19 protein-coding genes and 1 pseudogene are annotated in these 21,037 nt (G+C 61.7%); 9 read left to right on the plus strand and 11 right to left on the minus strand.

Going from position 1 to position 21,037, the window contains the following annotated elements:
* The first annotated feature begins 117 nt into the window (after positions 1-117).
* Positions 118-1,395: an acetyl-CoA C-acetyltransferase gene (locus NE357_RS03310; protein WP_169428711.1), complete on the plus strand. Its 1,278-nt coding sequence runs from the start codon at positions 118-120 to the stop codon at positions 1,393-1,395.
* A gap of 266 nt (positions 1,396-1,661) precedes the next feature.
* Positions 1,662-2,804: an IS481 family transposase gene (locus tag NE357_RS03315; protein ID WP_169428712.1), complete on the plus strand. Its 1,143-nt coding sequence runs from the start codon at positions 1,662-1,664 to the stop codon at positions 2,802-2,804.
* Between the two features lie 98 nt (positions 2,805-2,902).
* On the opposite strand, the gene NE357_RS03320 is transcribed toward NE357_RS03315, so the two are convergent.
* The gene (locus NE357_RS03320) at positions 2,903-3,670 is read right to left on the minus strand and encodes a methyl-accepting chemotaxis protein (protein WP_371850984.1); all 768 of its coding nucleotides are present in this window, start codon (positions 3,668-3,670) and stop codon (positions 2,903-2,905) included.
* 138 nt (positions 3,671-3,808) lie between these two features.
* Positions 3,809-4,849, minus strand: a pseudogene (locus NE357_RS03325) (cache domain-containing protein); the annotation flags it as partial.
* Positions 4,850-5,293: 444 nt separating this feature from the next.
* On the opposite strand from NE357_RS03325, the gene NE357_RS03330 reads away from it, so the two are divergent.
* Both NE357_RS03330 and NE357_RS03335 read left to right on the plus strand, forming a co-directional pair.
* Positions 5,294-6,190, plus strand: coding sequence for a PA4780 family RIO1-like protein kinase (locus NE357_RS03330; protein ID WP_011332300.1), 897 nt, complete (start codon positions 5,294-5,296; stop codon positions 6,188-6,190).
* Positions 6,191-6,246: 56 nt separating this feature from the next.
* Positions 6,247-7,464 carry an MFS transporter gene (locus NE357_RS03335; RefSeq protein ID WP_169428714.1) on the plus strand — a complete coding sequence of 406 codons (1,218 nt, stop codon included), beginning with the start codon at positions 6,247-6,249 and terminating at the stop codon, positions 7,462-7,464.
* Here NE357_RS03335 and cueR read toward each other — a convergent pair.
* The 3 genes from cueR to NE357_RS03350 all read right to left on the minus strand — a co-directional run bounded on the left by cueR (position 7,418) and on the right by NE357_RS03350 (position 10,713).
* Complete coding sequence (gene cueR, locus NE357_RS03340; protein WP_007958485.1) at positions 7,418-7,831, minus strand: Cu(I)-responsive transcriptional regulator; 414 nt, start codon at positions 7,829-7,831, stop codon at positions 7,418-7,420. The genes NE357_RS03335 and cueR overlap by 47 nt on opposite strands.
* Positions 7,828-10,218, minus strand: coding sequence for a heavy metal translocating P-type ATPase (locus NE357_RS03345; RefSeq protein WP_169428715.1), 2,391 nt, complete (start codon positions 10,216-10,218; stop codon positions 7,828-7,830). Before NE357_RS03345 ends, cueR begins: the two co-directional genes overlap by 4 nt.
* A gap of 111 nt (positions 10,219-10,329) precedes the next feature.
* Entirely contained in the window at positions 10,330-10,713 is a 384-nt protein-coding gene (locus tag NE357_RS03350; RefSeq protein WP_169428716.1) for a hypothetical protein, read from the minus strand.
* Positions 10,714-10,861: 148 nt separating this feature from the next.
* Between NE357_RS03350 and NE357_RS03355 the strand changes: the two genes are divergently transcribed.
* Together NE357_RS03355 and NE357_RS03360 are read left to right on the plus strand one after the other, a co-directional pair.
* Entirely contained in the window at positions 10,862-11,059 is a 198-nt protein-coding gene (locus NE357_RS03355) for a heavy-metal-associated domain-containing protein (protein WP_085700947.1), read from the plus strand.
* Between the two features lie 105 nt (positions 11,060-11,164).
* Entirely contained in the window at positions 11,165-12,370 is a 1,206-nt protein-coding gene (locus tag NE357_RS03360) for a multidrug effflux MFS transporter (protein ID WP_169428717.1), read from the plus strand.
* Positions 12,371-12,378: 8 nt separating this feature from the next.
* Here the strand turns inward: NE357_RS03360 and NE357_RS03365 are convergent, their stop codons facing one another.
* From NE357_RS03365 to NE357_RS03375, 3 genes are all read right to left on the minus strand, one after another.
* The gene (locus tag NE357_RS03365) at positions 12,379-12,552 is read right to left on the minus strand and encodes a hypothetical protein (protein WP_169428718.1); all 174 of its coding nucleotides are present in this window, start codon (positions 12,550-12,552) and stop codon (positions 12,379-12,381) included.
* Between the two features lie 165 nt (positions 12,553-12,717).
* On the minus strand, positions 12,718-13,731 hold the full coding sequence (locus NE357_RS03370) for a zinc-binding alcohol dehydrogenase family protein (protein WP_169428719.1): 1,014 nt from the start codon (positions 13,729-13,731) through the stop codon (positions 12,718-12,720).
* A 32-nt stretch (positions 13,732-13,763) separates the two neighbouring features.
* Positions 13,764-14,057: a putative quinol monooxygenase gene (locus tag NE357_RS03375; protein ID WP_169428720.1), complete on the minus strand. Its 294-nt coding sequence runs from the start codon at positions 14,055-14,057 to the stop codon at positions 13,764-13,766.
* A 117-nt stretch (positions 14,058-14,174) separates the two neighbouring features.
* Between NE357_RS03375 and NE357_RS03380 the strand changes: the two genes are divergently transcribed.
* The 3 genes from NE357_RS03380 to NE357_RS03390 all read left to right on the plus strand — a co-directional run bounded on the left by NE357_RS03380 (position 14,175) and on the right by NE357_RS03390 (position 17,652).
* Positions 14,175-15,104 carry a LysR family transcriptional regulator gene (locus NE357_RS03380; RefSeq protein ID WP_169428721.1) on the plus strand — a complete coding sequence of 310 codons (930 nt, stop codon included), beginning with the start codon at positions 14,175-14,177 and terminating at the stop codon, positions 15,102-15,104.
* A 307-nt stretch (positions 15,105-15,411) separates the two neighbouring features.
* Positions 15,412-16,146 (plus strand): ArsR/SmtB family transcription factor, encoded by a 735-nt coding sequence (locus tag NE357_RS03385; protein ID WP_169428722.1) that lies wholly within the window; start codon positions 15,412-15,414, stop codon positions 16,144-16,146.
* A gap of 126 nt (positions 16,147-16,272) precedes the next feature.
* Positions 16,273-17,652: an MFS transporter gene (locus NE357_RS03390; RefSeq protein ID WP_169428723.1), complete on the plus strand. Its 1,380-nt coding sequence runs from the start codon at positions 16,273-16,275 to the stop codon at positions 17,650-17,652.
* Positions 17,653-17,701: 49 nt separating this feature from the next.
* On the opposite strand, the gene NE357_RS03395 is transcribed toward NE357_RS03390, so the two are convergent.
* The 3 genes from NE357_RS03395 to NE357_RS03405 form a co-directional block, all read right to left on the minus strand.
* Positions 17,702-18,655 carry an adenosine deaminase gene (locus NE357_RS03395; protein WP_007958502.1) on the minus strand — a complete coding sequence of 318 codons (954 nt, stop codon included), beginning with the start codon at positions 18,653-18,655 and terminating at the stop codon, positions 17,702-17,704.
* A gap of 80 nt (positions 18,656-18,735) precedes the next feature.
* Positions 18,736-19,701: an isopenicillin N synthase family dioxygenase gene (locus NE357_RS03400; RefSeq protein ID WP_169428724.1), complete on the minus strand. Its 966-nt coding sequence runs from the start codon at positions 19,699-19,701 to the stop codon at positions 18,736-18,738.
* A gap of 131 nt (positions 19,702-19,832) precedes the next feature.
* On the minus strand, positions 19,833-20,906 hold the full coding sequence (locus NE357_RS03405) for a BMP family ABC transporter substrate-binding protein (protein WP_169428725.1): 1,074 nt from the start codon (positions 20,904-20,906) through the stop codon (positions 19,833-19,835).
* Between the last annotated feature and the right edge of the window lie 131 nt (positions 20,907-21,037).

Here is a 21,037-nt window from a genome sequence, read left to right on the forward strand (position 1 = left end):
ATCCACGCAATAAGGCCTACGCTAGAACAGCAGAGTAGTTTGCCCCCGGTGTTTTTGGGGCCCGGCAGGGTTTTCAGTGCCCGATTTTCAGACTGGATATTTCACAAGGAGTTTTTCATGAGTCAGCTGCGCCGCGTCGCGATCATAGGTGGCAACCGTATTCCGTTCGCCCGTTCCAACGGCCCATACGCCACCGCGAGCAATCAGGTGATGCTCACCGCCGCCCTCGAAGGTCTGATCGAACGCTACAATCTGCACGGCCAGCGCATGGGCGAAGTGGTCGCGGGGGCGGTGCTGAAATTGTCACGGGATATGAACCTGACCCGCGAATGCGTGCTCGGCTCGCGCCTGTCGCCGGCCACGCCGGCCTATGACATACAGCAGGCGTGCGGCACCGGCCTGGAGGCGGCGTTGCTGGTGGCGAACAAGATCGCCCTCGGCCAGATCGATTGCGGCATTGCCGGCGGCGTCGACACCACGTCGGACGCGCCGATCAGCGTCAGCGAGGGCCTGCGCAAGATTCTTCTGCAAGCCAACCGCGCGAAAACCACTGGCGACAAGCTCAAGACTTTCCTGCAATTGCGTCCGAAACACCTGATCCCCGAATTCCCGCGCAACGGCGAACCGCGCACCGGCCTGTCGATGGGCCAGCACTGCGAGCTGATGGCGCAGACCTGGAATATTCCTCGCGAAGAACAGGATCAACTGGCACTCGAAAGCCACCACAAACTCGCCGCGTCCTACAGCGAAGGCTGGCACAACGACCTGATGACCCCATTCCTCGGCCTGACCCGCGACAACAACCTGCGCCCGGACCTGACCCTGGAAAAACTCGCGACCCTGAAGCCGGCCTTCGAGAAAAGCGCCAAGGGCACGCTGACCGCCGGCAACTCCACGCCACTGACCGATGGCGCATCGGTGGTGTTGCTGGGCAGTGAGGCGTGGGCGAAAGAACGTGGCCTGCCGATTCTCGCTTACTTGCGTGACGGCGAAGCGGCGGCGGTGGATTTCGTCAACGGCGCCGAAGGGCTGTTGATGGCGCCGGTGTATGCGGTGCCGCGTTTGCTGGCGCGCAATGGGCTGACCTTGCAGGACTTCGACTACTACGAAATCCACGAAGCATTTGCCGCGCAGGTGTTGTGCACGTTGAAGGCCTGGGAGGATCCGGAGTACTGCAAGACCCGACTGGGGCTGGATGCGCCGTTGGGGTCGATTGACCGCAGCCGCTTGAACGTCAAGGGCAGCTCGCTGGCGGCGGGGCATCCGTTTGCCGCGACGGGCGGGAGGATTGTGGCGAACCTGGCGAAGTTGCTGGATGCGGCAGGGCAGGGGCGGGGGTTGATTTCGATTTGTGCGGCTGGCGGACAGGGTGTGACGGCGATCATCGAGCGCTAGAAGAGCAAAAGCTTGCCCTCACCCTAACCCTCTCCCGGAGGGAGAGGGGACTGACCGAGGTGTCTGGCGTTATACATCGACCTGAAAGATCGGTGTCGATTATGGATTCAACAACGTTCTTTCATGTCGGCGGATTTCTAAAGCATCCCCGATTCGGCTCCCTCTCCCCCCGGGAGTGTATGTACCGGAGACATGGTGGACAGGTGTTCGGAGACATGGTGGACACTTTTAAATAGACACATTGCTCATCGCGAAGGAGATGGCCTGTGTCTTGGGAAGAGGTGTCTACCGTGCAGCTACGTACAGAATTCGTGCTTTTGGCTCGGCAAGAAGGGGCCAATGTTCGGCAGCTTTGCCGTCGATTCAACATCAGCCCAAGCACTGCCTACAAATGGCTCAGCAGGTTTGAAAAATCAGGGGCCGAGGGGCTGAACAATCAGTCACGACGACCGAAGACGTCCCCCAAACGTTGTGCTGACGAGGTGGAGAAGCAGATTCTGATCGTGAGTCAGGAGTACGCGGCTTGGGGCGCTCGCAAGCTCAAACGCGTGCTGGAAGACAAAGGTTTAGCGATGCCTTCCGTCAGTACTGTGCATGCAGTTTTACAGCGTCATTCGCGCGTTGATCCAAAGGCTGCTGAGATCAAACCGTTTATCCGGTTCGAGCATGAAGCGCCCAACGATCTCTGGCAGATGGACTTCAAGGGCCATTTCAGCCTGAGTCAGGGGCGTTGCCATCCATTGACGATACTGGACGATCACTCGCGGTTTTCGATGTGTATCGCCGCGTGCGCCAATGAGCAGCGCGACACCGTCCAGGAGCATCTAATCCGGGTCTTTCGGCGTTACGGCTTGCCTTTGCGCATAACGATGGACAACGGTTCGCCCTGGGGTGACCAGACTGGGGTTTATACCGCGCTGGAAGTCTGGCTGATGGGGCAGGGCATCAAGGTAGGTCACTCCCGGCCTTATCATCCGCAGACCCAGGGAAAACTGGAGCGTTTCCACCGCAGCCTGAAGAGTGAAGTGCTGCAAGGTCGGCACTTCACGGACCTCAACAGCGCACAACAGGCATTTGATATCTGGCGTGATGTCTACAACCAGAAACGTCCTCATCAAGCGCTGGATATGCAGGTGCCGGCGACTCGCTACAGCAGCAGCCCTCGGGAGTATCAGGAGCAGCAAATGGCGCCGGAATACGCCGACGGAGATGTGGTCAGAAAGGTCCAGGTGAAGGGCGAGATTTACTGGAGGAACCGTGAATACTCAATCGGAAAAGCATTTCACGGGCTGTCGATAGCGATCAGGGAAACAGCGGAGGATGGCATCCACGATGTCTACTGGAGTAGACATCGTATCGCCCGAATCGACTTGAACTTGCAGATTGTTACGGCAGGTAAGAGGATCTAAAAACCGTCCACCATGTCTCCGAACATGTGTTCACCATGTCTCCGGTACATACAGGGAGAGGGCTGGGGTGAGGGCGCTTTTCAGGATGCCCGCCAATCTCAAGTCCGGAACCTGCGCACCAACCCATCCAGCTCATTCGACAAACCCGCCAGACTCTGCGAATCCAGCCGCGCCGAATTGGCCAGCTCGGCCACCAGTTGCGCATCACCATGAATCTGGCTGATGTGCCGATTGATGTCCTCGGCCACCTGATGCTGCTCTTCCGCCGCCGTCGCGATCTGCGTGTTCATGTCACGAATCACATCCACCGATTCCCGAATCTGCCCAAAGCTTTCCCGCGCCTCGCCAATGCGTGCCACCGATTGCTGTGACACGTCGAGGCTGGCCCGCATCTGCTGGGTCACCGCGCTGGTGCGTTTGGCGAGGTTGCCCAGCAGGCCGTCGATTTCCGCCGTCGAATCCGCCGTGCGTTTGGCCAGTGCGCGAACCTCGTCGGCCACCACCGCAAAACCACGCCCCTGCTCACCGGCCCGCGCCGCCTCGATGGCGGCGTTGAGCGCCAGCAGGTTGGTCTGTTCGGCAATGGAACGAATGGTGCCGAGGATCGACTGGATGTCATTGCTGTCACGCTCCAGTTGCTGCATCGACTGTGCCGACTGTTCCAGCTCCTGGCTCAGTTGATCGACGCTGTGCACCGCCGCATCGATCTGTTGCTGACCTTCGCGGGCCTGGCGCTGACCACTGTCGGCCGACTCCGCCGCCTGGCTGCACGAGCGGGCGACTTCGTTAGCGGTGGCGACCATTTCGTGAAACGCAGTCGACACCATGTCCACCGCTTCGCGCTGACGGCCGGCGGCTTCAGCCATGTCGCCGGAGACTCGGGTCGAGCTCTGCGAAGTGGCAAGGATTTTCCCGGCCGCGCCGCCGATGTGCTGGATCAGGCTGCGAATCGCGGTGAGGAACTGGTTGAACCAGTTGGCCAGTTGCGCGGTTTCGTCGCTGCCACGGATGTCGAGGTTCTTGGTCAGATCGCCTTCGCCCTGGGCGATGCCTTCCAGACCATTGGCCACGCTGCGGATCGGGCGCACGATCAGGCTGGCGAAACTGGCGCCGACCACGGCGAAGAACACCGCCAGCACCGCGGCTATGATTGCGATCAGCCAGGTCAGGCGGGTCGCCGAGCTCATCACTTCGTTCTGTTTGATCAGGCCGATGAAGGTCCAGCCCAGTTGCTCCGATGGCCAGACATTGGCCATGTAGCGCTCGCCGTTGAGCTCGATGTCAACCAGGCCTTTGCCGGCCTTGGCCAGTTGCGCGTAGCCGTCGCCGAGGCTGTCGAGTCGCTTGAAGTTGTGCTCCGGTTGCTTCGGATCGACCAGCACCGTGCCGGTGTTTTCCATCAGCATCAGGTAACCGCTTTCACCGAGCTTGATCTGTTTAACGATCTCGGTCAGTTGCTTGAGCGACACGTCAATGTTGACCACGCCACCCTGGGCGCCCAACTGGTTGGCGACCGCGCGCACGGTGCTGACCAGAACCGCGTCGTCGCCGGCCCAGTAATAGGCTTCGGTGCGCAGGGTCTTGCCCGGGTTGGCCATGGCGGTCTTGTACCACGGGCGGGTGCGCGGGTCGTAGTTGGCCATCTTCGGATCGCCCGGCCAGAAGGCATAGCCGCCGCTGTTCAATCCATAAGAAACGTAGGAGTAGGCAGGGTGGGCTTTGGCCAGCCCCTCGAACAGTGCAAACAGTTGTTTGTCGATCTCGCCATCCGAGGTGTCGGAAGCGTTGGCGCTCATGCGGCTGCGCACGCTGCCGTCGGCGTTTTTGACCAATGGTTGCGCCGCCAGGTAATCGACGTTCTGGCTGATGCCGTCGAAAAAAAGCTGCATGGCATTGCTGACCTGACGGATCTCGCGCCCGCTGCTGTCGACAAAATCGTCCCGGGCATCGCTGCGCAGGTTCAGTACCACCAGCGTGGCGACCAGCACCACGGGCAAGCAGGCGATGATTGCAAACGCCCAGGTCAACTTCTGTTTGATGTTCATCCGCGCTCCAGATTTTCTTGTAGGCCCACGCAGTGCAGATGACTCGCGGTTATTGGCAGCCGAAAAACCTATTTCTCACCCGTTTCCTTGGGTGCGACATCAACATTTTTTTGGGAACGATTGTCGGACAAATTCCTCTGTCACAGAGGAATTCGGCCGCACGAGAGGGAAATTGAGGCCGGAAGAGAAAATTCTTACGAGCTGTGTGCGGCGGGATGTCAGATTCTGTCGCAAATGCCCTCAAGTCCTTGCGACAACAAGTTCGGTGGGCTCGGCTATGATTCGCAGCGGTCGATACAAGGGTGATGGATTGACGTATTTGATCCGGCACAGTGTGTGCATCCACAGGTTCACAGGTCGGCAACCCCTCCCCGTGATGCGAGGATTGCCGTATAACGAGTGACATTCGCGTGTTTGGTAATAAAGGACCCACAATAAAAGCTGATGAAGACTCCAAAACGCATTGAACCCCTGATCGAGGACGGTCTGGTCGACGAAGTGCTGCGTCCACTCATGAGTGGCAAAGAAGCAGCTGTTTATGTGGTGCGCTGCGGCAATCAGTTACGTTGCGCAAAGGTCTACAAGGAGGCGAACAAACGCAGTTTCCGCCAGGCGGCCGAGTATCAGGAAGGCCGCAAGGTTCGCAACAGCCGACAGGCCCGGGCGATGGCCAAGGGGTCCAAGTTCGGGCGCAAGGAAGCCGAAGATGCCTGGCAGAACGCCGAAGTCGCGGCGCTGTTCCGCCTGGCCAATGCCGGGGTGCGAGTGCCCAAGCCGTACGACTTCCTTGAAGGCGTGCTGCTGATGGAGTTGGTGGCCGACGAATACGGCGATGCCGCGCCGCGTCTGAACGACGTGGTGCTGGAACCGGATCAGGCCCGCGAATACCACGCGTTCCTGATTTCGCAGATCGTGCTGATGTTGTGTACCGGTCTGGTGCACGGTGACCTCTCGGAGTTCAACGTGCTGCTGACACCGACCGGCCCGGTCATCATCGACCTGCCGCAGGCGGTGGACGCCGCCGGCAACAATCACGCGTTCAGCATGCTGGAGCGTGACGTGGGCAACATGGCGTCGTACTTCGGCCGCTTCGCCCCGGAGTTGAAGAAAACCAAATACGCCAAGGAAATGTGGGCGTTGTACGAAGCGGGGACATTGCACCCGGCCAGCGTGCTGACCGGCGAGTTCGACGATCCCGAGGACCTGGCCGATGTCGGCGGGGTACTGCGCGAGATCGAAGCGGCGCGTCTGGATGAGGAGCGCAAGCAAGCCATCCGCGCGGCGGACGACGAGCCCAAGGGCAAGTCCGACGAACCGCCTCCGCCACCGTGGATGCAGTGAGCATCTGAAAAAGAAAACCCGGCTTCGGCCGGGTTTTACACATTCAAGGATTGATTGTGAGCACCACGTCCCGCAATGCCCGGCTGATCATCACGGCCCGGCTGATTTCCGATTTCGGCGCGTTCCTCAACATGGTGGCGCTGGCCACTTATGTCTATCTGCTGAGCAACAGCGCGATGAGCGTGGGGATTTTTCTCGCCAGTCGCGTGGGCGGCGGGATTTTCGCCAGCCTGATCGGCACCGCGCTCTATCGCCGATGCAGCGGCCGCTTGCCGTTGATTGCCTTCGATCTGCTGCGCGCCGCTGTGCTCGGGCTGTTGCTGATCGTTCCGGTCAGTCAGCAGGCGTTGTTGCTGCCGCTGATTGCGTTCGGTCTGGGCTTCGGTAATTCGATGTTCGCCATCGGCCTCAACAGTCAGTTGTCGCGCTTGATCGAGTCGGCGCAGTTGCTCAAGACCAATGCCTGGATCACGTCCGCCTCGTCCATGGCGATGGTCGGCGGCAGTCTGGTGTCCGGGTTGCTGGTCGCGGGATTTGGTTTTGAAACGGTGTTCGCGCTGAATGCGCTGACCTATTTGTTGGCGGCGGCGTTGATCGTGCCGCTGCGGTTCAGTGCACCTGAGCCAGTGGTTGAATCCAGTGTTAAACAAGGTGAATGGTCGGCGTTGTTGCAAGGCCTGCGCAGCGCTCCGGTGGTGGCGGCGATGTTGGCGGTGACCATGGCCGACACTCTTGGCAGCGCTGCGCACAACGTCGGCTTCCCGATCATTTCCAGACTGCTCACGCCGGATTCAGCCAGCACCACGCTGGGCCTGATGCTCGCGGTGTGGGCCGCCGGCAAACTGCTCGGCGCGCGCATCGCCAGCCGCCTCAACGGCTCGGAAAACATCCATCTCGAGCGCCGCTATTTCGGCGGCGTGCTGCTGATGTCTTGCGGGTTCATCCTGATGTTCCAGCAGCACAGCGTCGTCGGTCTGTTGCTGTTTTCGCTGCCGGCCGGATTGGGTGACGGGTTCTCGGAAGTCGGCCTGATGTCGCGCTTGCAACGGGAGCCGGAGCCCCTGCGCCTGCCGATTTTCAGTTTCCTGACGCTGTTGCAGATGACCGGGTTCGGCGTCGGCATGCTGATCGCCGCACCGTTCTATGCGTGGTGGGCGCCGGGTGCCGTGGTGCTGTTGTTCCACGGCATTCCCCTCGCCACAGTGCTGTCGATGAAACTCCTGCTGCTCAGGCGCGGGCGGGTTGCGCGCAGCAGCCCGACGCCAGTTCCTTGAGGATCGGGCAGTCCGGGCGGTGGTCGCCGTGGCAGTGTTCGACCAGATCCTGCAGGGTGTCGCGCAGTTCGCCGAGTTCGCGGATCTTCTGATTCAGCTCGTCGATGTGCTGGCGGGCCAAAGCCTTCACATCGGCGCTGGCGCGCTGGCGGTCCTGCCAGAGGGTCAGCAGCTTGCCGACTTCCTCCAGCGAAAAACCCAGGTCCCGCGAGCGCTTGATGAACGCCAGTGTGTGCAGGTCATCGTCGCCGTAGACGCGATAGCCGCTGTCGGTGCGATGGGCGGCCTTGAGCAGGCCGATCGACTCGTAGTAACGGATCATCTTCGCGCTCAGGCCGCTGTGGCGGGCCGCTTGGCCGATGTTCATCGGTTGTCCTCCAGATCCTCGGGTTTCCAGGTTTTCAACAGTAGCGCATTGCTCACCACGCTGACGCTCGACAGGGCCATCGCCGCACCGGCCAGCACCGGATTGAGGAAGCCGAACGCCGCCAGCGGAATGCCGATCAGGTTGTAGACGAAGGCCCAGAACAGGTTCTGGCGGATCTTCGCGTAGGTCTTGCGGCTGATCTCCAGCGCGGCCGGCACCAGCCGTGGATCACCGCGCATCAGGGTGATGCCGGCGGCGTGCATGGCCACGTCGGTGCCGCCGCCCATGGCGATGCCGATGTCGGCAGCGGCCAGTGCCGGAGCGTCGTTGATGCCGTCGCCGACCATGGCCACGACCCCGGTTTTTTTCAGTTCGGCGACGGTGGCGGCTTTGTCTGCCGGCAGCACTTCGGCGTGGACGTTTTCGATGCCCAGCGCTTCGGCGACGACGCGAGCGCTGCCTCGGTTGTCGCCGGTCAGCAGGTGGCTGTGGATATTTCGCGCCGCCAGTTGTTGCACCGCGTGCAGCGCGCCGGGCTTGAGGGTGTCGCCGAAGGCGAACAGACCGAGTACGCGGGGCGCCGGACTTTGCTCGATCAACCACGACAGCGTGCGGCCTTCGTTTTCCCAGGCCTTGGCGGACGCCGCCAGTGTGCCGGCGTCCAGACCGGTTTCGTCCAGCAGCCGACGATTGCCCAGCGCCAGACGTCGACCGTCGAGATGGCCGGCGATGCCTCGGCCGGTCAGGGACTGACTGTCGCTGACATCCGGCACGCTCAGATGGCGTTCGGCACAGGCGTCCAGCACCGCTTTGGCCAGCGGATGTTCGCTGCCGCGTTGCAGCGCGCCGGCGGCTGTCAGCAGGGCGTTTTCGTCACCATCGATCGCACTGAAATGCGCGATGCGCGGCGTGCCGGAGGTCAGGGTGCCGGTCTTGTCGAACACCACGGCGCTGACTTCATGGGCACGTTCCAGTGCTTCGGCGTCCTTGATCAGAATCCCGTGCCGCGCGGCCACGCCGGTGCCGGCCATGATCGCAGTGGGTGTTGCCAGGCCGAGGGCACAGGGGCAGGCGATCACCAGTACCGCGACGGCGTTGATCAACGCGGTTTCCAGTGGCGCGCCGTACAGCCACCAGCCGATCAGCGTGGCCAGGGCCAGCAGCAACACGGTCGGCACGAACACCTGACTGACTTTATCCACCAGTTTCTGGATCGGTGCCTTCGCCGCCTGTGCGTCTTCCACCAGACGGATGATCCGCGCCAGCACGCTTTCCGCGCCGAGCGCCGTAGTGCTTACCAGCAAGCGGCCTTCGCCGTTGATCGCGCCGCCGGTGACCTTGTCGCCCGGCTGCTTGGGCACCGGCAGGCTTTCGCCGCTGATCAGTGCTTCGTCGGCGTGGCTCTGACCTTCCAGCACTTCGCCATCCACCGGGAAGCGCTCACCGGGTTTGACCAGTACAAGATCGCCGAGGCGCAGAGCACTGATGGCAACGTCCTGTTCGCGGCCATCGATGACTTGAATCGCCCGCTCCGGCCGCAACGCCTCCAGGGCGCGGATGGCGCTGGCGGTCTGGCGTTTGGCGCGGCTTTCCAGATATTTGCCGAGCAGCACCAGCGCGATGACCACCGCCGAGGCCTCGAAATACAGATGCGGCATGCGCCCGGCGGCGGTCGCCCATTCATAGAGACTCAGGCCGTAACCGGCGCTGGTGCCCAGCGCTACCAGCAAGTCCATGTTGCCGGCCCCGGCGCGGACGGCTTTCCACGCGGCCACATAAAACCGTGCGCCGAAAATGAATTGCACCGGAGTGGCGAGGGCAAATTGCACCCAGGCCGGCAGCATCCAGTGAATGCCGAATGGTTGCAGCAGCATCGGCAGCACCAGCGGCAAGGCGAGGGCGATGGCGCAGATCAACGCCCAACGCTCGTGGTTGAGGCGTTGCTGATGATTGTCGGTCTGGTGTTCAAGTTCGAAGAGGCTGGCCGAATAGCCGGCCTTGCTCACGGCGGCGATCAGGGTTTGCGGGTCGACCGCGCCAAGCAGCTCAAGATGAGCGCGTTCATTGGCGAGGTTGACGCTGACACTTTTTACTCCCGGGACTTTGTTCAGCGCGCGTTCGACACGACCGACGCACGAGGCGCAGGTCATGCCGTCGATGTTCAATTCCACGGTGTGCTGCGGCACGCTGTAACCGGCGCGTTCGACCGCCTCCATCAGTGCCGGCAGGCTGTCGCCGGGTGCCAGTACGCGGGCCTGTTCGGTGGCGAGGTTGACGCTGACGGCGCTGGCGCCGCTGACTTTGCTCAAGGCGCGCTCGACGCGGCCGGCGCAACTGGCGCAGGTCATGCCGCTGATGGGCAGATCGAACGTGATGGAATCGGACATCGGTCGTACTCCCTGTAGTGGATGCCTACAGGATCAACCTTGCCATGCTGGCAAGGTCAAGCGCCAAAAAAAATGGGGGGAGCAAACCTGCTCCCCCCATTTTCGAAACGCTCAGTATTCGAGAGCGGCCGGCCGCAGGTACAACCCTTTGGCGTTTGCCGCGATCCGGTACTTCACCACATCCCCGGCCTTGAGCGAGATTTCCTGCGCCGGCGGTGCCAGCATGCCCGGCTGGCAACCCGGCACCTGGCCCGGTTCCAGCTTCAGACGAAGGGAGAACGTGCCGTGGGGCAGGTTGAACGAGGTGGACTGCTCCTGAAGGAGTCGCCCGGCGAACTGATCCTGGATGTACACGCCGATCTCGCAGGAGGTCGGCACTTCCAGACGCTCGCGGGAGATGATCAGAACGGCGTAATCCTCGCCGGTTGCGTTGGCCTGGGGCAGGCAGGCAAAAAGGCTGAGTACGCCAAACAGGCTGAAAGCTGACCAGCGCATGGCTGAATCTCCTGAATTCATGTCATTGATGCACGCAGCTTGGCCGAGCGCGGCGCCGATTGCCAGCCCGGCAGTTGTTTGCAGAACTTGACCTTGCCATCGTGGCAAGCTCGACACTGCCGGCAACCTCACTCAAAGGAGTCATTCCATGCAAGTGTTCACTGTTGAAGGCATGTCCTGCGGTCACTGTGTCAAAGCCGTCACCCAGGCGGTGCAGAGCAAAGATCCGACCGCCAGCGTGCGGGTCGATCTGGCTGCGAAGGAAGTCGGTGTCGAAAGTGCGCTGAGTGCCGAGCAGGTCATCGAAGCGATCAGCGAAGAAGGATATGCGATCAAACTCGCCTGATCTTTTTAATAGTTAGCGAGCTACCGGAATGTTCAAGGCGTCCTCGCGCGGCTAGACTGTCGGGCTGCACACTCAACCCGATTGTCTGCCCGACCTGGACGCCTGATGAACTTCCGTACCCTTCTGATTCTCGGTGCCCTGACCGCTTTCGGTCCGTTGGCGATCGACTTCTATCTACCCGCTTTTCCCACCATGGCGCTGGCGTTCGGTACCGACGAGAAAGACGTTCAGCTGACGCTGTCGGCTTACTTCTTCGGCCTGTCCATCGGCCAACTGGCTTACGGCCCGGTGGCGGATCGCTTCGGCCGGCGGATTCCGCTGCTCATTGGCCTGACGCTGTTCACGCTGGCGTCAGTGGCCTGCGCCTATGCACCGAATCTGGAGTGGCTGATCGGAGCGCGGCTCGTGCAGGCGCTGGGTGGTTGTGCGGGGATGGTGATTGCCCGGGCGGTGGTCAGCGACAAGTGCGACGCGGTGGGTTCGGCGAAAGTCTTCTCGCAGCTGATGCTGGTGATGGGGCTGGCACCGATTCTGGCGCCGATGCTCGGCGGTCTGCTGGTCAACACCACGGGCTGGCAGTCGATCTTCCTGGTGCTGACGGCGTTCAGTGCCCTCGCCGGACTGGCGGTGGCGCTCGGCCTGCCGGAAAGTCTGCCGGCGCATGTTCCGCGTCAGCCGTTGTCCGGTGCCCTGCGTCAGTACGGTCGATTGCTGACCGACCCGGTCTACATGGGCCATGCCCTGACTGGCGGTATCGCCATCGCCGGGATGTTTGCCTACATTGCTGGCTCGCCTTTCATTTTCATCAAGTTGTATGGCGTACCGGCCGAGCATTTCGGCTGGCTGTTCGGCACCAACGCGGCCGGGTTCATTCTGGTGGCCCAGGTCAATGCGCGACTGTTGGCCAAACGTGGTCCGGCCTTCCTGCTGTCGCGGGCGGTCTGGGTTTACCTGGGCGCCGGGCTGACGCTGCTCGCGGTCAGCGCCTTGCATACCGAAGCCCTGTGGCCACTGCTGATTCCGTTGTTCGTCTGCGTGGCCAGCCTTGGCTGCATCAGCCCCAATGCGGCGGCGTGTGCGATGAACGGGCAGGGCGGTCGCGCCGGCAGTGCTTCCGCCTTGCTCGGCAGTATGCAATTCAGCGTCGCCGCCGGGGCTTCGGCGCTGGTGGGAATTCTGCACGATGGCACCGCCGTGCCGATGGCCATGGTCATCAGCCTGTGCGGTCTGTTGGTCGTCTGCGCGGCGACGCTCACCCGACGCATGCAGAATGCCCGGGCGCTGGCAAAGGCGCAGGCTGAAATCCAGTAACGAAAGCCTCAGCCGACAGCGCGTTGCTGGCCGGGATCGGGAATCTGATGGGGCGCGTGCAGACGCGCTTCGAGGGTGCGAGTGAAGGCGCGAGCTTCGGCCTCACTGCGGAAGGTCACGGCGTGCTGGTCAAGGCGAACTTGCCATTGGGACTTTGCCACTTCTTTTATCAGGATCTTCATTGCTGACCTCCCGTACGTAAAAGATTGCCTCGCAGAGGTTTCGATTGTAGACCTGAATACGATCGCAATTGTGACAAGGCTCAAGCATCTGACTGACGGCAAAAAAACACCGCAGCCCCGAGCCAGCCACATCCGGCGCTGACGAAGGCTGCGGTTTTTCGAGTTTTAGAAACCTTCTAAAACAATTTTTCCCTTGGCTTTGCCACTTTCGAGCAGTTCATGGGCGCGGCGCAGGTTGCTCGCGTTAATCGTGCCGAAATGCTCGCCGACGGTGGTTTTCAGCGTTCCGCTGTCGATCAGCGCGGCCACGCGGTTGAGCAGTTTGTGCTGCTCGATCATGTCCGCGGTTTCGAACAGCGAGCGGGTGTACATGAACTCCCAGTGCAGCGACAGGCTCTTGCGCTTGAGCTTGGTCACGTCCAGCGCTTTCGGATCGTCGATCAAAGCCAGTTTGCCTTGCGGCGCCAGGACCTCGACCAGTTGGTCCAGATGCTGGTCGGTCTGGGTCAGGCTGGCGACGTGAGTCACGTTGTCGATGCCGGTGCGCTTCAGTTCTTCGCTCAACGGCTGGCTGTGATCGATCACCCGGTCGGCGCCGAGCGCGGTCACCCAGTCGCGGGTTTGTGGGCGAGAAGCGGTGCCGATCACGTTGAGCCCGGTCAGTTGGCTGGCCAGTTGAGTGAGGATCGAACCCACGCCGCCGGCCGCGCCGACGATCAGCAGACTCTGACCTTCGTCGGTATTGCCTTCACGGATCTGCAGGCGCTCGAACAACAGCTCCCACGCGGTGATAGCGGTCAGCGGCAGGGCGGCGGCTTCGGCGAAGCCGAGGGTTTTCGGCATGTGGCCGACGATCCGCTCATCCACCACGTGCAGTTCACTGTTGCCACCGGCCCGGGCGATGGAGCCGGCGTAAAAAACCTTGTCGCCGGCCTTGAACAGCGTCACTTCACTTCCGACCGACTTCACCACGCCGGCCACGTCCCAGCCCAACACCTTGGCCGAGCCACCTTCAGGTGCGACGTTCTGGCGAACCTTGGTGTCGACCGGGTTGACCGAAATGGCTTTGACTTCCACCAACAGATCGCGCGGGCCGGCAACCGGCTCCGGCAGTTCGATGTCTTGCAGGGCTTTTTCGTCGCTGATCGGCAGGGACGCGTAATAGGCGATGGCTTTCATGGAGAACTCCGAAAGTGAATGTCAGGAAGGATTCAGGCGATGGCGCGCAGACGCTTGAGTTCGAAATGCTCGAGGAACCCGGCGGCCTGCGCCCGGAAATGCTGGATATGCGCGCTGGCGTCATGGGCCTGGAGGGCTTCGTCGCTGGCCCACTGTTCGATCATGTAAAAAGCCAGCGGGTTGGCCAGATCCTGGTGCAGGTCATATTGGCCGCAACCGGCTTCCGCGCGGGTCGGTTCGATCAGTGCGCGCAGGTGCTGCTCTAGAGCGTCCTGCTGACCCGGTCTGGCGATCAGGGTGGCGATGGCGGTGAAGGGTTGGGACATGGTCGGCTCCGAAAGGGGATGAATTCGATGGGAGGCATGATTGGCTATTTCTGTACGAGATAAAACCGGCTAAAAGAGCAGTCTCTTTCAATATTTTTTTGATAATCGAGGCTGATGATGTTGCGGTTCGATGACTTGCAGTTATTTGTCCGGGCGGCGGACCTGGGCAGTCTGTCGGCGGCGGCACGGGTGATGGACATGTCCGCCGCCGTGGCCAGCGCGGCGCTCAAGCGCATCGAGCAACAGCTCGGTGCACGATTGCTGGCGCGCTCGACCCGCAGTCTGCGGTTGACCTCCGAGGGCGAGGGCTTTCTCGAATATGCCCGGGCGGCGTTGAGCAATCTGGATGAAGGACGCCGCTTGTTGGCCAGCGGGCAGGATCAGGTGAGCGGGATCCTGCAACTGTCGGCGCCCTCGGATTTCGGCCGCAACCTGCTGCTGCCGTGGCTCGACGAGTTTCAGCGTGAACATCCGAGGCTGACGGTGCGTCTGTTGCTGGGCGACCGCATTGCTGACCTGTTTCGTCAGCCCGTGGACATCGCCCTTCGTTATGGCGAACCGGAAGATTCCAGTCTGGTGGCGCTGCCCATTGCGGCAAACAACCGGCGAGTTCTGTGCGCCTCCCCTGGCTACCTGGCGAAACACGGTGAACCGACACAACTGGAACAGCTCGCGCAGCACAATTGCCTGCTGTACATGCTGGGCAGCCGGGTGCATGACCATTGGAGCTTTCACGATGGCAAGCGCGAAGTCGGCCTGACCGTCAGTGGTGACCGCTTCAGCGATGACGCCGACGTGGTGCGTCTGTGGGCGGTTGCGGGGGCGGGCATCGCCTACAAGTCGTGGCTGGATGTGGCCGACGATGTGCTCGCCGGACGCTTGAAAGTGCTGTTGCCAGGTTTGCTCTGCGAACGGGCTCCGCTGAATCTGCTGTGCGCCCATCGCGCTCAATTGAGTAAGCCGGTGAACCTGTTGAGGGAGATGCTCGCCAGTCGTTGCGCCGAATTGAGTAGCCGATTTCCCGTTTTTCCGCAGGTTGATCATTAGTCGCAGGTAAATAGCGAAATTTCTGTCAGGAACAATCACCAGCCGCACCCGCTCCAGCGCAGGACGCCGCTATCAACCCGCTTATACTAGCGTCCGCCTGAAGCCTGCACCGGCGCGCTGGCACAGGCACGATCAGATCGTCACTGACCGGTGGCGGTGGTGGCTGCGCCAAATGCAGCGAATGCCGGTGGCCGGGGTTGTTGCCTTGCCTTTTGCTCAGGGCATTTTGCGCGGTTTGGCCGACGACTGATTACGGGTCAAGATGTCTGCGGGCAGTAGACGATACGATTCAACAGGGAGTGAATACATGGAACATGCACCTTGCATCAGCCAGATCGCCACGTTGCTGGCCGATCCCAAACGCAGCGCAATGATGTGGGCGCTGATGGATGGCTCGGCCCGGCAGACCGAGGAACTGGCGCTGCTGGCGGGGCTTTCGCCCTCGTCGGCCAGCGCACATCTGGGGCGCTTGTCCGCTGGCGGTCTGTTGAAGGTCGAGGTCCGTGGGCGCAAACGTTTCTTCCGCCTCGCCGCTCCCGAAGTCGGCGCGGCGATCGAGGCACTGGCCAGTGCCTCGATCGCCAGCGCTCCGCAGAAAATTCCCGACGTGTTCAAGCGCTCGACACCGATTGCCAGACCACAGGCCGCCCCGTCTTCCCTGCTGCGTGCGCGTTTTTGTGATGATCATCTGGGCGGTACGCTGGCGGCCGACCTGTATCAACGCCTGCTCGATGCCGGATGGATCGAACAGCTTGAACACCGTGTGGTCGTCACCCACAAGGGGGCGACGCAACTGGCCAGTCGCGGGGTCTTCATCCAGGCCCTGGCTCATCGCAATGTCCAGGTGGCCTGCGCTTGCCCGGACTGGAGCGAGCGTCGGCCGCACATGGGCGGCTCGCTGGGCGCGGCGTTGCTGCAGCTGTTCATGCAATCCGGCTGGTTGATGCTGCCCAACGATTCCCGCGCCTTGCAGTTGACGGCGGCGGGGCAGCGGGAGATTCACCGGTTTGCCCGGGAAACCGAGCTGGAAATGGCGTTGTAGAGCCCTCGTTGTCATTGTCCTGATGACTGGCGTCGCCCACGACTGTGATCAGGTCGCATCTGGCACAAACGCCTGACGTCTATCGCGCACACTCGATCTGCGGACATTTCGGATAGAGGAGGTGGCATGGACACGGCAAGCTACAGCGCGGCCGATCGACTGGAACGGCTGCCGGTGAGCGGTTATCACCGGATCATTTTCATCATCATCGCCCTGGCGTTTTTCTTCGACTCCATGGATCTGGCGATGATGACCTTCCTGCTTGGCTCGATCAAAACCGAGTTCGGCCTGAGCAGCGCCGAAGCCGGGTTGCTCGCCAGTTCGAGCTTTTTCGGCATGGTGCTGGGGGCGTCGCTCTCCGGGCTGCTGGCCGATCGTTTCGGGCGCAAACCGGTGTTTCAGTGGAGCATTGTGTTGTGGGGGCTGGCCAGTTACCTGTGTTCCACGGCGCAAACGGTCGAGAGTCTGACGCTGTTCCGCATCTTGCTGGGAGTCGGCATGGGCATGGAGTTTCCGATCGCCCAGTCGATGCTGTCGGAGCTGATCCCCGCACAACGTCGCGGGCGATACATCGCCTTGATGGACGGTTTCTGGCCGCTGGGCTTTGTCGCTGCCGGGGTGCTGTCGTACTTCCTGCTGCCACTGATTGGCTGGCGCGACATCTTTCTGGTGCTGGCGGTGCCGGCGGTGTTTGTGCTGGCGATCCGCTTTTTCATTCCCGAGTCGCCGCGCTGGCTGGAACAGGCGGGCAAGCACGAAGCGGCGGACAAGGTGTTGTGCGCGATCGAGGACCGGGTACGGAAGTCGCTGGGCGGGGTCGCGTTGCCGGAGCCGGTTCGCCTGCCTCGGATGATCACGCCTCCGGGCAACTTCCTGTCGGCCCTTGGGCAGATCTGGTCGCCGCTGTACCGACAGCGCACCATGATGATCTGGAGCCTGTGGTTCTTCGCGCTGCTCGGGTTCTACGGCCTGACCTCCTGGCTCAGCGCGTTGCTGCAACAGTCGGGGTTCGCGGTCACCCAGTCGGTGTATTACACGGTGCTGATTTCCCTCGGCGGGATTCCCGGCTTCCTGATGGCGGCCTGGCTGGTGGAGCGCTGGGGACGCAAGCCGGTGTGCATCGTCACGTTGCTCGGCGGCGGGGTGATGGCGTTTCTGTACGGCCAGAGCGCGGTGTTTGGCGGCAACGTGGCGCTGCTGATCGGTACGGGTCTGTTGATGCAGTTTTTCCTGTTCGGCATGTGGGCGGTGCTCTACACCTACACGCCGGAGTTGTACCCGACATCGGCGCGGGCGACGGGCTCGGGGTTCGCTTCGGCCATCGGGCGCGTGGGCTCGCTGCTCGGGCCGTTGGTTACCGGTCTGGTGTTTCCGATCACCGGGCAGGGCGGGGTATTTGCGTTGGGGGCGTTGTGCTTTGCGGTGGCGGCGGGGGTGGTGTGGCTGTTCGGGATGGAAACCCGGGGCAAGACGCTGGAAGAGTTGACGGAAGCGGTTGTGCGTTGACACCTGAAAAGCCGTTCGAACACGGGAGTGTTCGAACGGCTTTGTGCTGTTACGGTTTTACCAACCGTGCATCCAGGCTGTTCTGCGCCAGGCGCTTGGCCTGATCCTGAGTCATGCCCAGGTGAGTGTGCAGCGCATGGAAGTTCTCGGTGACATAACCGCCGAAGTACGCCGGGTCATCGGAGTTCACCGTGACCTTCACGCCGCGCTCGAGCATGTCGAGGATGTTGTGCTGCGACATGTGATCGAACACGCAGAGTTTGGTGTTCGACAGCGGGCACACGGTCAGCGGGATCTGCTCGTCGATGATCCGCTGCATCAGGCGCTCGTCTTCGATGGCGCGCACGCCATGGTCGATGCGCTGGATTTTCAGCAGGTCGATGGCTTCCCAGATGTACTCCGGCGGGCCTTCTTCACCGGCGTGAGCGACGGTCAGGAAGCCTTCGTGACGGGCACGATCGAACACGCGCTGGAACTTGCTCGGCGGGTGACCCATCTCGGAACTGTCCAGACCCACGGCGACGAACGCATCACGGAACGGCAGCGCCTGGTCGAGGGTTTTCTGCGCTTCGTCTTCGCTGAGGTGGCGCAGGAAGCTCAGGATCAAACCGCTGGTGATGCCCAGTTGCTGTTCGCCATCCTTCAGCGCGGCGGCAATGCCGTTGAGCACCACTTCGAACGGGATACCACGGTCAGTGTGAGTCTGCGGGTCGAAGAACGGCTCGGTGTGAATCACGTTCTGCTCTTTGCAGCGCAGCAGATAGGCCCAGGTCAGGTCGTAGAAGTCCTGGGAGGTGCGCAGCACGTCGGCGCCCTGGTAATACAGGTCGAGGAATTCCTGCAGGTTGTTGAAAGCGTAAGCCTTGCGCAGGGTTTCGACATCGCTCCACGGCAGGGCGATCTTGTTGCGTTCGGCCAGGGCGAACAGCAGCTCGGGCTCCAGCGAGCCTTCCAGATGCAGGTGCAGTTCAGCCTTGGGCAGGGCGTTGAGCCAGTCGTACATATTCTTTTCTCATCAGGTGCAATGACGGCATTCTACAGATGCGCGCCGAAACAATTGGCAAAACCTGACCAACCGATCCATCACACCGCTTCCTGTTCCCGTCGATAGGCGTAGGTATCGGCAAAGCGCGACAGCAGGAATTCGGCGCAGGTGGTGGTCGGATATTTCGCCGGATGCTGTGCGTCCTGGCAACCGGGCAGGCACTCGATGCGTGTGTCCGGGTGCGGCTCGGCGAAAAACGGCATCGAATAGCGATCCACGCCCAGCGGGCTGATGACCCGGTGCGGGGTCGAGCGATAACGATCATTGCTCCAGCGCGCCATCATGTCGCCGAGGTTCACCACGAAGGTACCGTCGATGGGCGGTGCGTCGATCCACTGGCCTTTGACGTTTTTCACCTGCAAACCGCCGGCGGTGTCCTGATACAACAGCGTGATGCAGCCGTAATCGGTGTGCGCGCCGGCGCCTTGCTGTTCGGCGGAACTGGCGGTGTGGCGCGGCGGGTAATGAATCATCCGCAGCACGCTGACCGGCTCATTGAAGCGTTTGTCGAAGAAATCGCGCTCGATGCCCAGTGCCAGGGTCATGGCCCGCAACAGGGTTTGCGCCAGGGCCTGCATGTCGCGGTAGTGCTGTTCCATCAGCGCTTCCCAGCCTGGAATGGCCGGGTGACGATTGGGGCCGCGCAAGGGTTTTTCCGCCAGCACCTCCGAATGGTCGGCCGGCAGGTGCAGGCCCATGTCGAAGGTTTCCTTGAGATCGCTGGGTTTGTCCGGGTCGAGCTGCTCGGTGGCGATGGCGCCGTAGCCGCGGTGATGGACGGTCCGGGTAATGTCGATCTTGAGTTTTTCCGCTGCCGGCAATTCGAAGAAGTGCCGGGCGTGATCGAGCAGGGATTCGATGCGCTGCGCAGAAATCGGATGGCCCTTGATATAGAAGAAGCCCCATTCGCGGCAGGCGTGGTCGATCTGTTCGGCGACGGCGGGCCAGGCGTTCTGGTCGTCGGAGTAGAGCGCAGAGATGTCGATGATCGGAAGGCTGTTCATGCACAATCCTTGGAGTCATGTGAGATCCAGTGTGGGAGCCAGCCTGCTGGCGATGAGGCCAGAACGGTATCGACTGAAAGTGCGCTATCGCCAGCAGGCTGGCTCCCACAGGGTTTTATGGCGGGCAGGCGTTATTTCGGCATCTCGGCCTTCATGCCTTCGACGTAGTAATTCATCGACGCCAGTTCCGCGTTGGTGGCGCTGACCCCCGCCGGGATTTTCTCGACCCCGGCCTGATCCTTGATCGGCCCGGTGAATGGTTGCAGGGCACCGCTCTTGATGTCGGCGATGATCTGCTCGGCTTCGGCCTTCACCGGTGCCGGCACCAGATCGCTGATCGGCAGTTCGACTGTGCCTTCTTTCAACCCGCCCCAGTAATCCTGGGATTTCCAGCTGTGGTCGATCACGCTCTGGGTCGCCTGAATGTAGTGCGGCGCCCAGTCGTTGACGATCGAAGTCAGCACCGCTTTCGGACCGAAGTGCGCCATGTCCGAAGCGTAGCCCACGGCGTAAACACCTCGCCGTTCGGCGGCCTGGATCGGTGCCGGGCTGTCGGTGTGCTGGAACACCACGTCCACGCCCTGGTCGATCAGCGCGTTGGCGGCGTCGGCTTCCTTGCCCGGATCGAACCACGAGTTGACCCACACCACTTTGATTTCCGTGCCGGGGTTGTACTTGTTCAGGGCCAGCTGAATGGCGTTGATGTCGCGGATCACTTCCGGGATCGGGAACGAGGCGACGTAGCCGATCTTTTTGCTCTTGGTCATCTTCGCCGCGAGGAAACCACCGACATAACGGCCCTCGTAGGTGCGTGCGAGATAGGTGCCGAGGTTCTTGTCCTGCTTGTAGCCGGTGGCGTGCTCGAAGGTCACCTTGGGAAACTGTTTGGCGACTTTCACCGTCGGGTTCATGTAGCCGAAAGAGGTGGTGAAGATCAGGTCGTAGTTGTCCTTGGCCATGTTGCGGATCACCCGCTCGGCATCGGCGCCTTCGGCGACGTTTTCCACGTAGTTGGTGGTGATCTGTGTGCCGAGTTTTTCCGCCAGTGCCTTGCGCCCCTGTTCATGCTGATACGTCCAGCCGTGGTCGCCGATGGGGCCGATGTAGACGAAGCCGACTTTCAGTGGATCGGCGGCACTGGCGCTCAGGCTGAGGCCAAGGCCCATGGCGATGCACAGCAGTGTTTGCAGTGGACGTTTTTGCATGAACGCGAACTCCCTTTTGTTGTGTGTGGGGAGAGCAATGCAAAAGGCTGACCAAGCGGACAACAATCTGGCTTGAAACCGAGGCGCGCCCATCGCGGGCAAGCCCGCTCCCACAAAAACGCCGCGATCCC

The sequence above is a fragment of the Pseudomonas sp. G7(2022) genome (assembly GCF_052660475.1).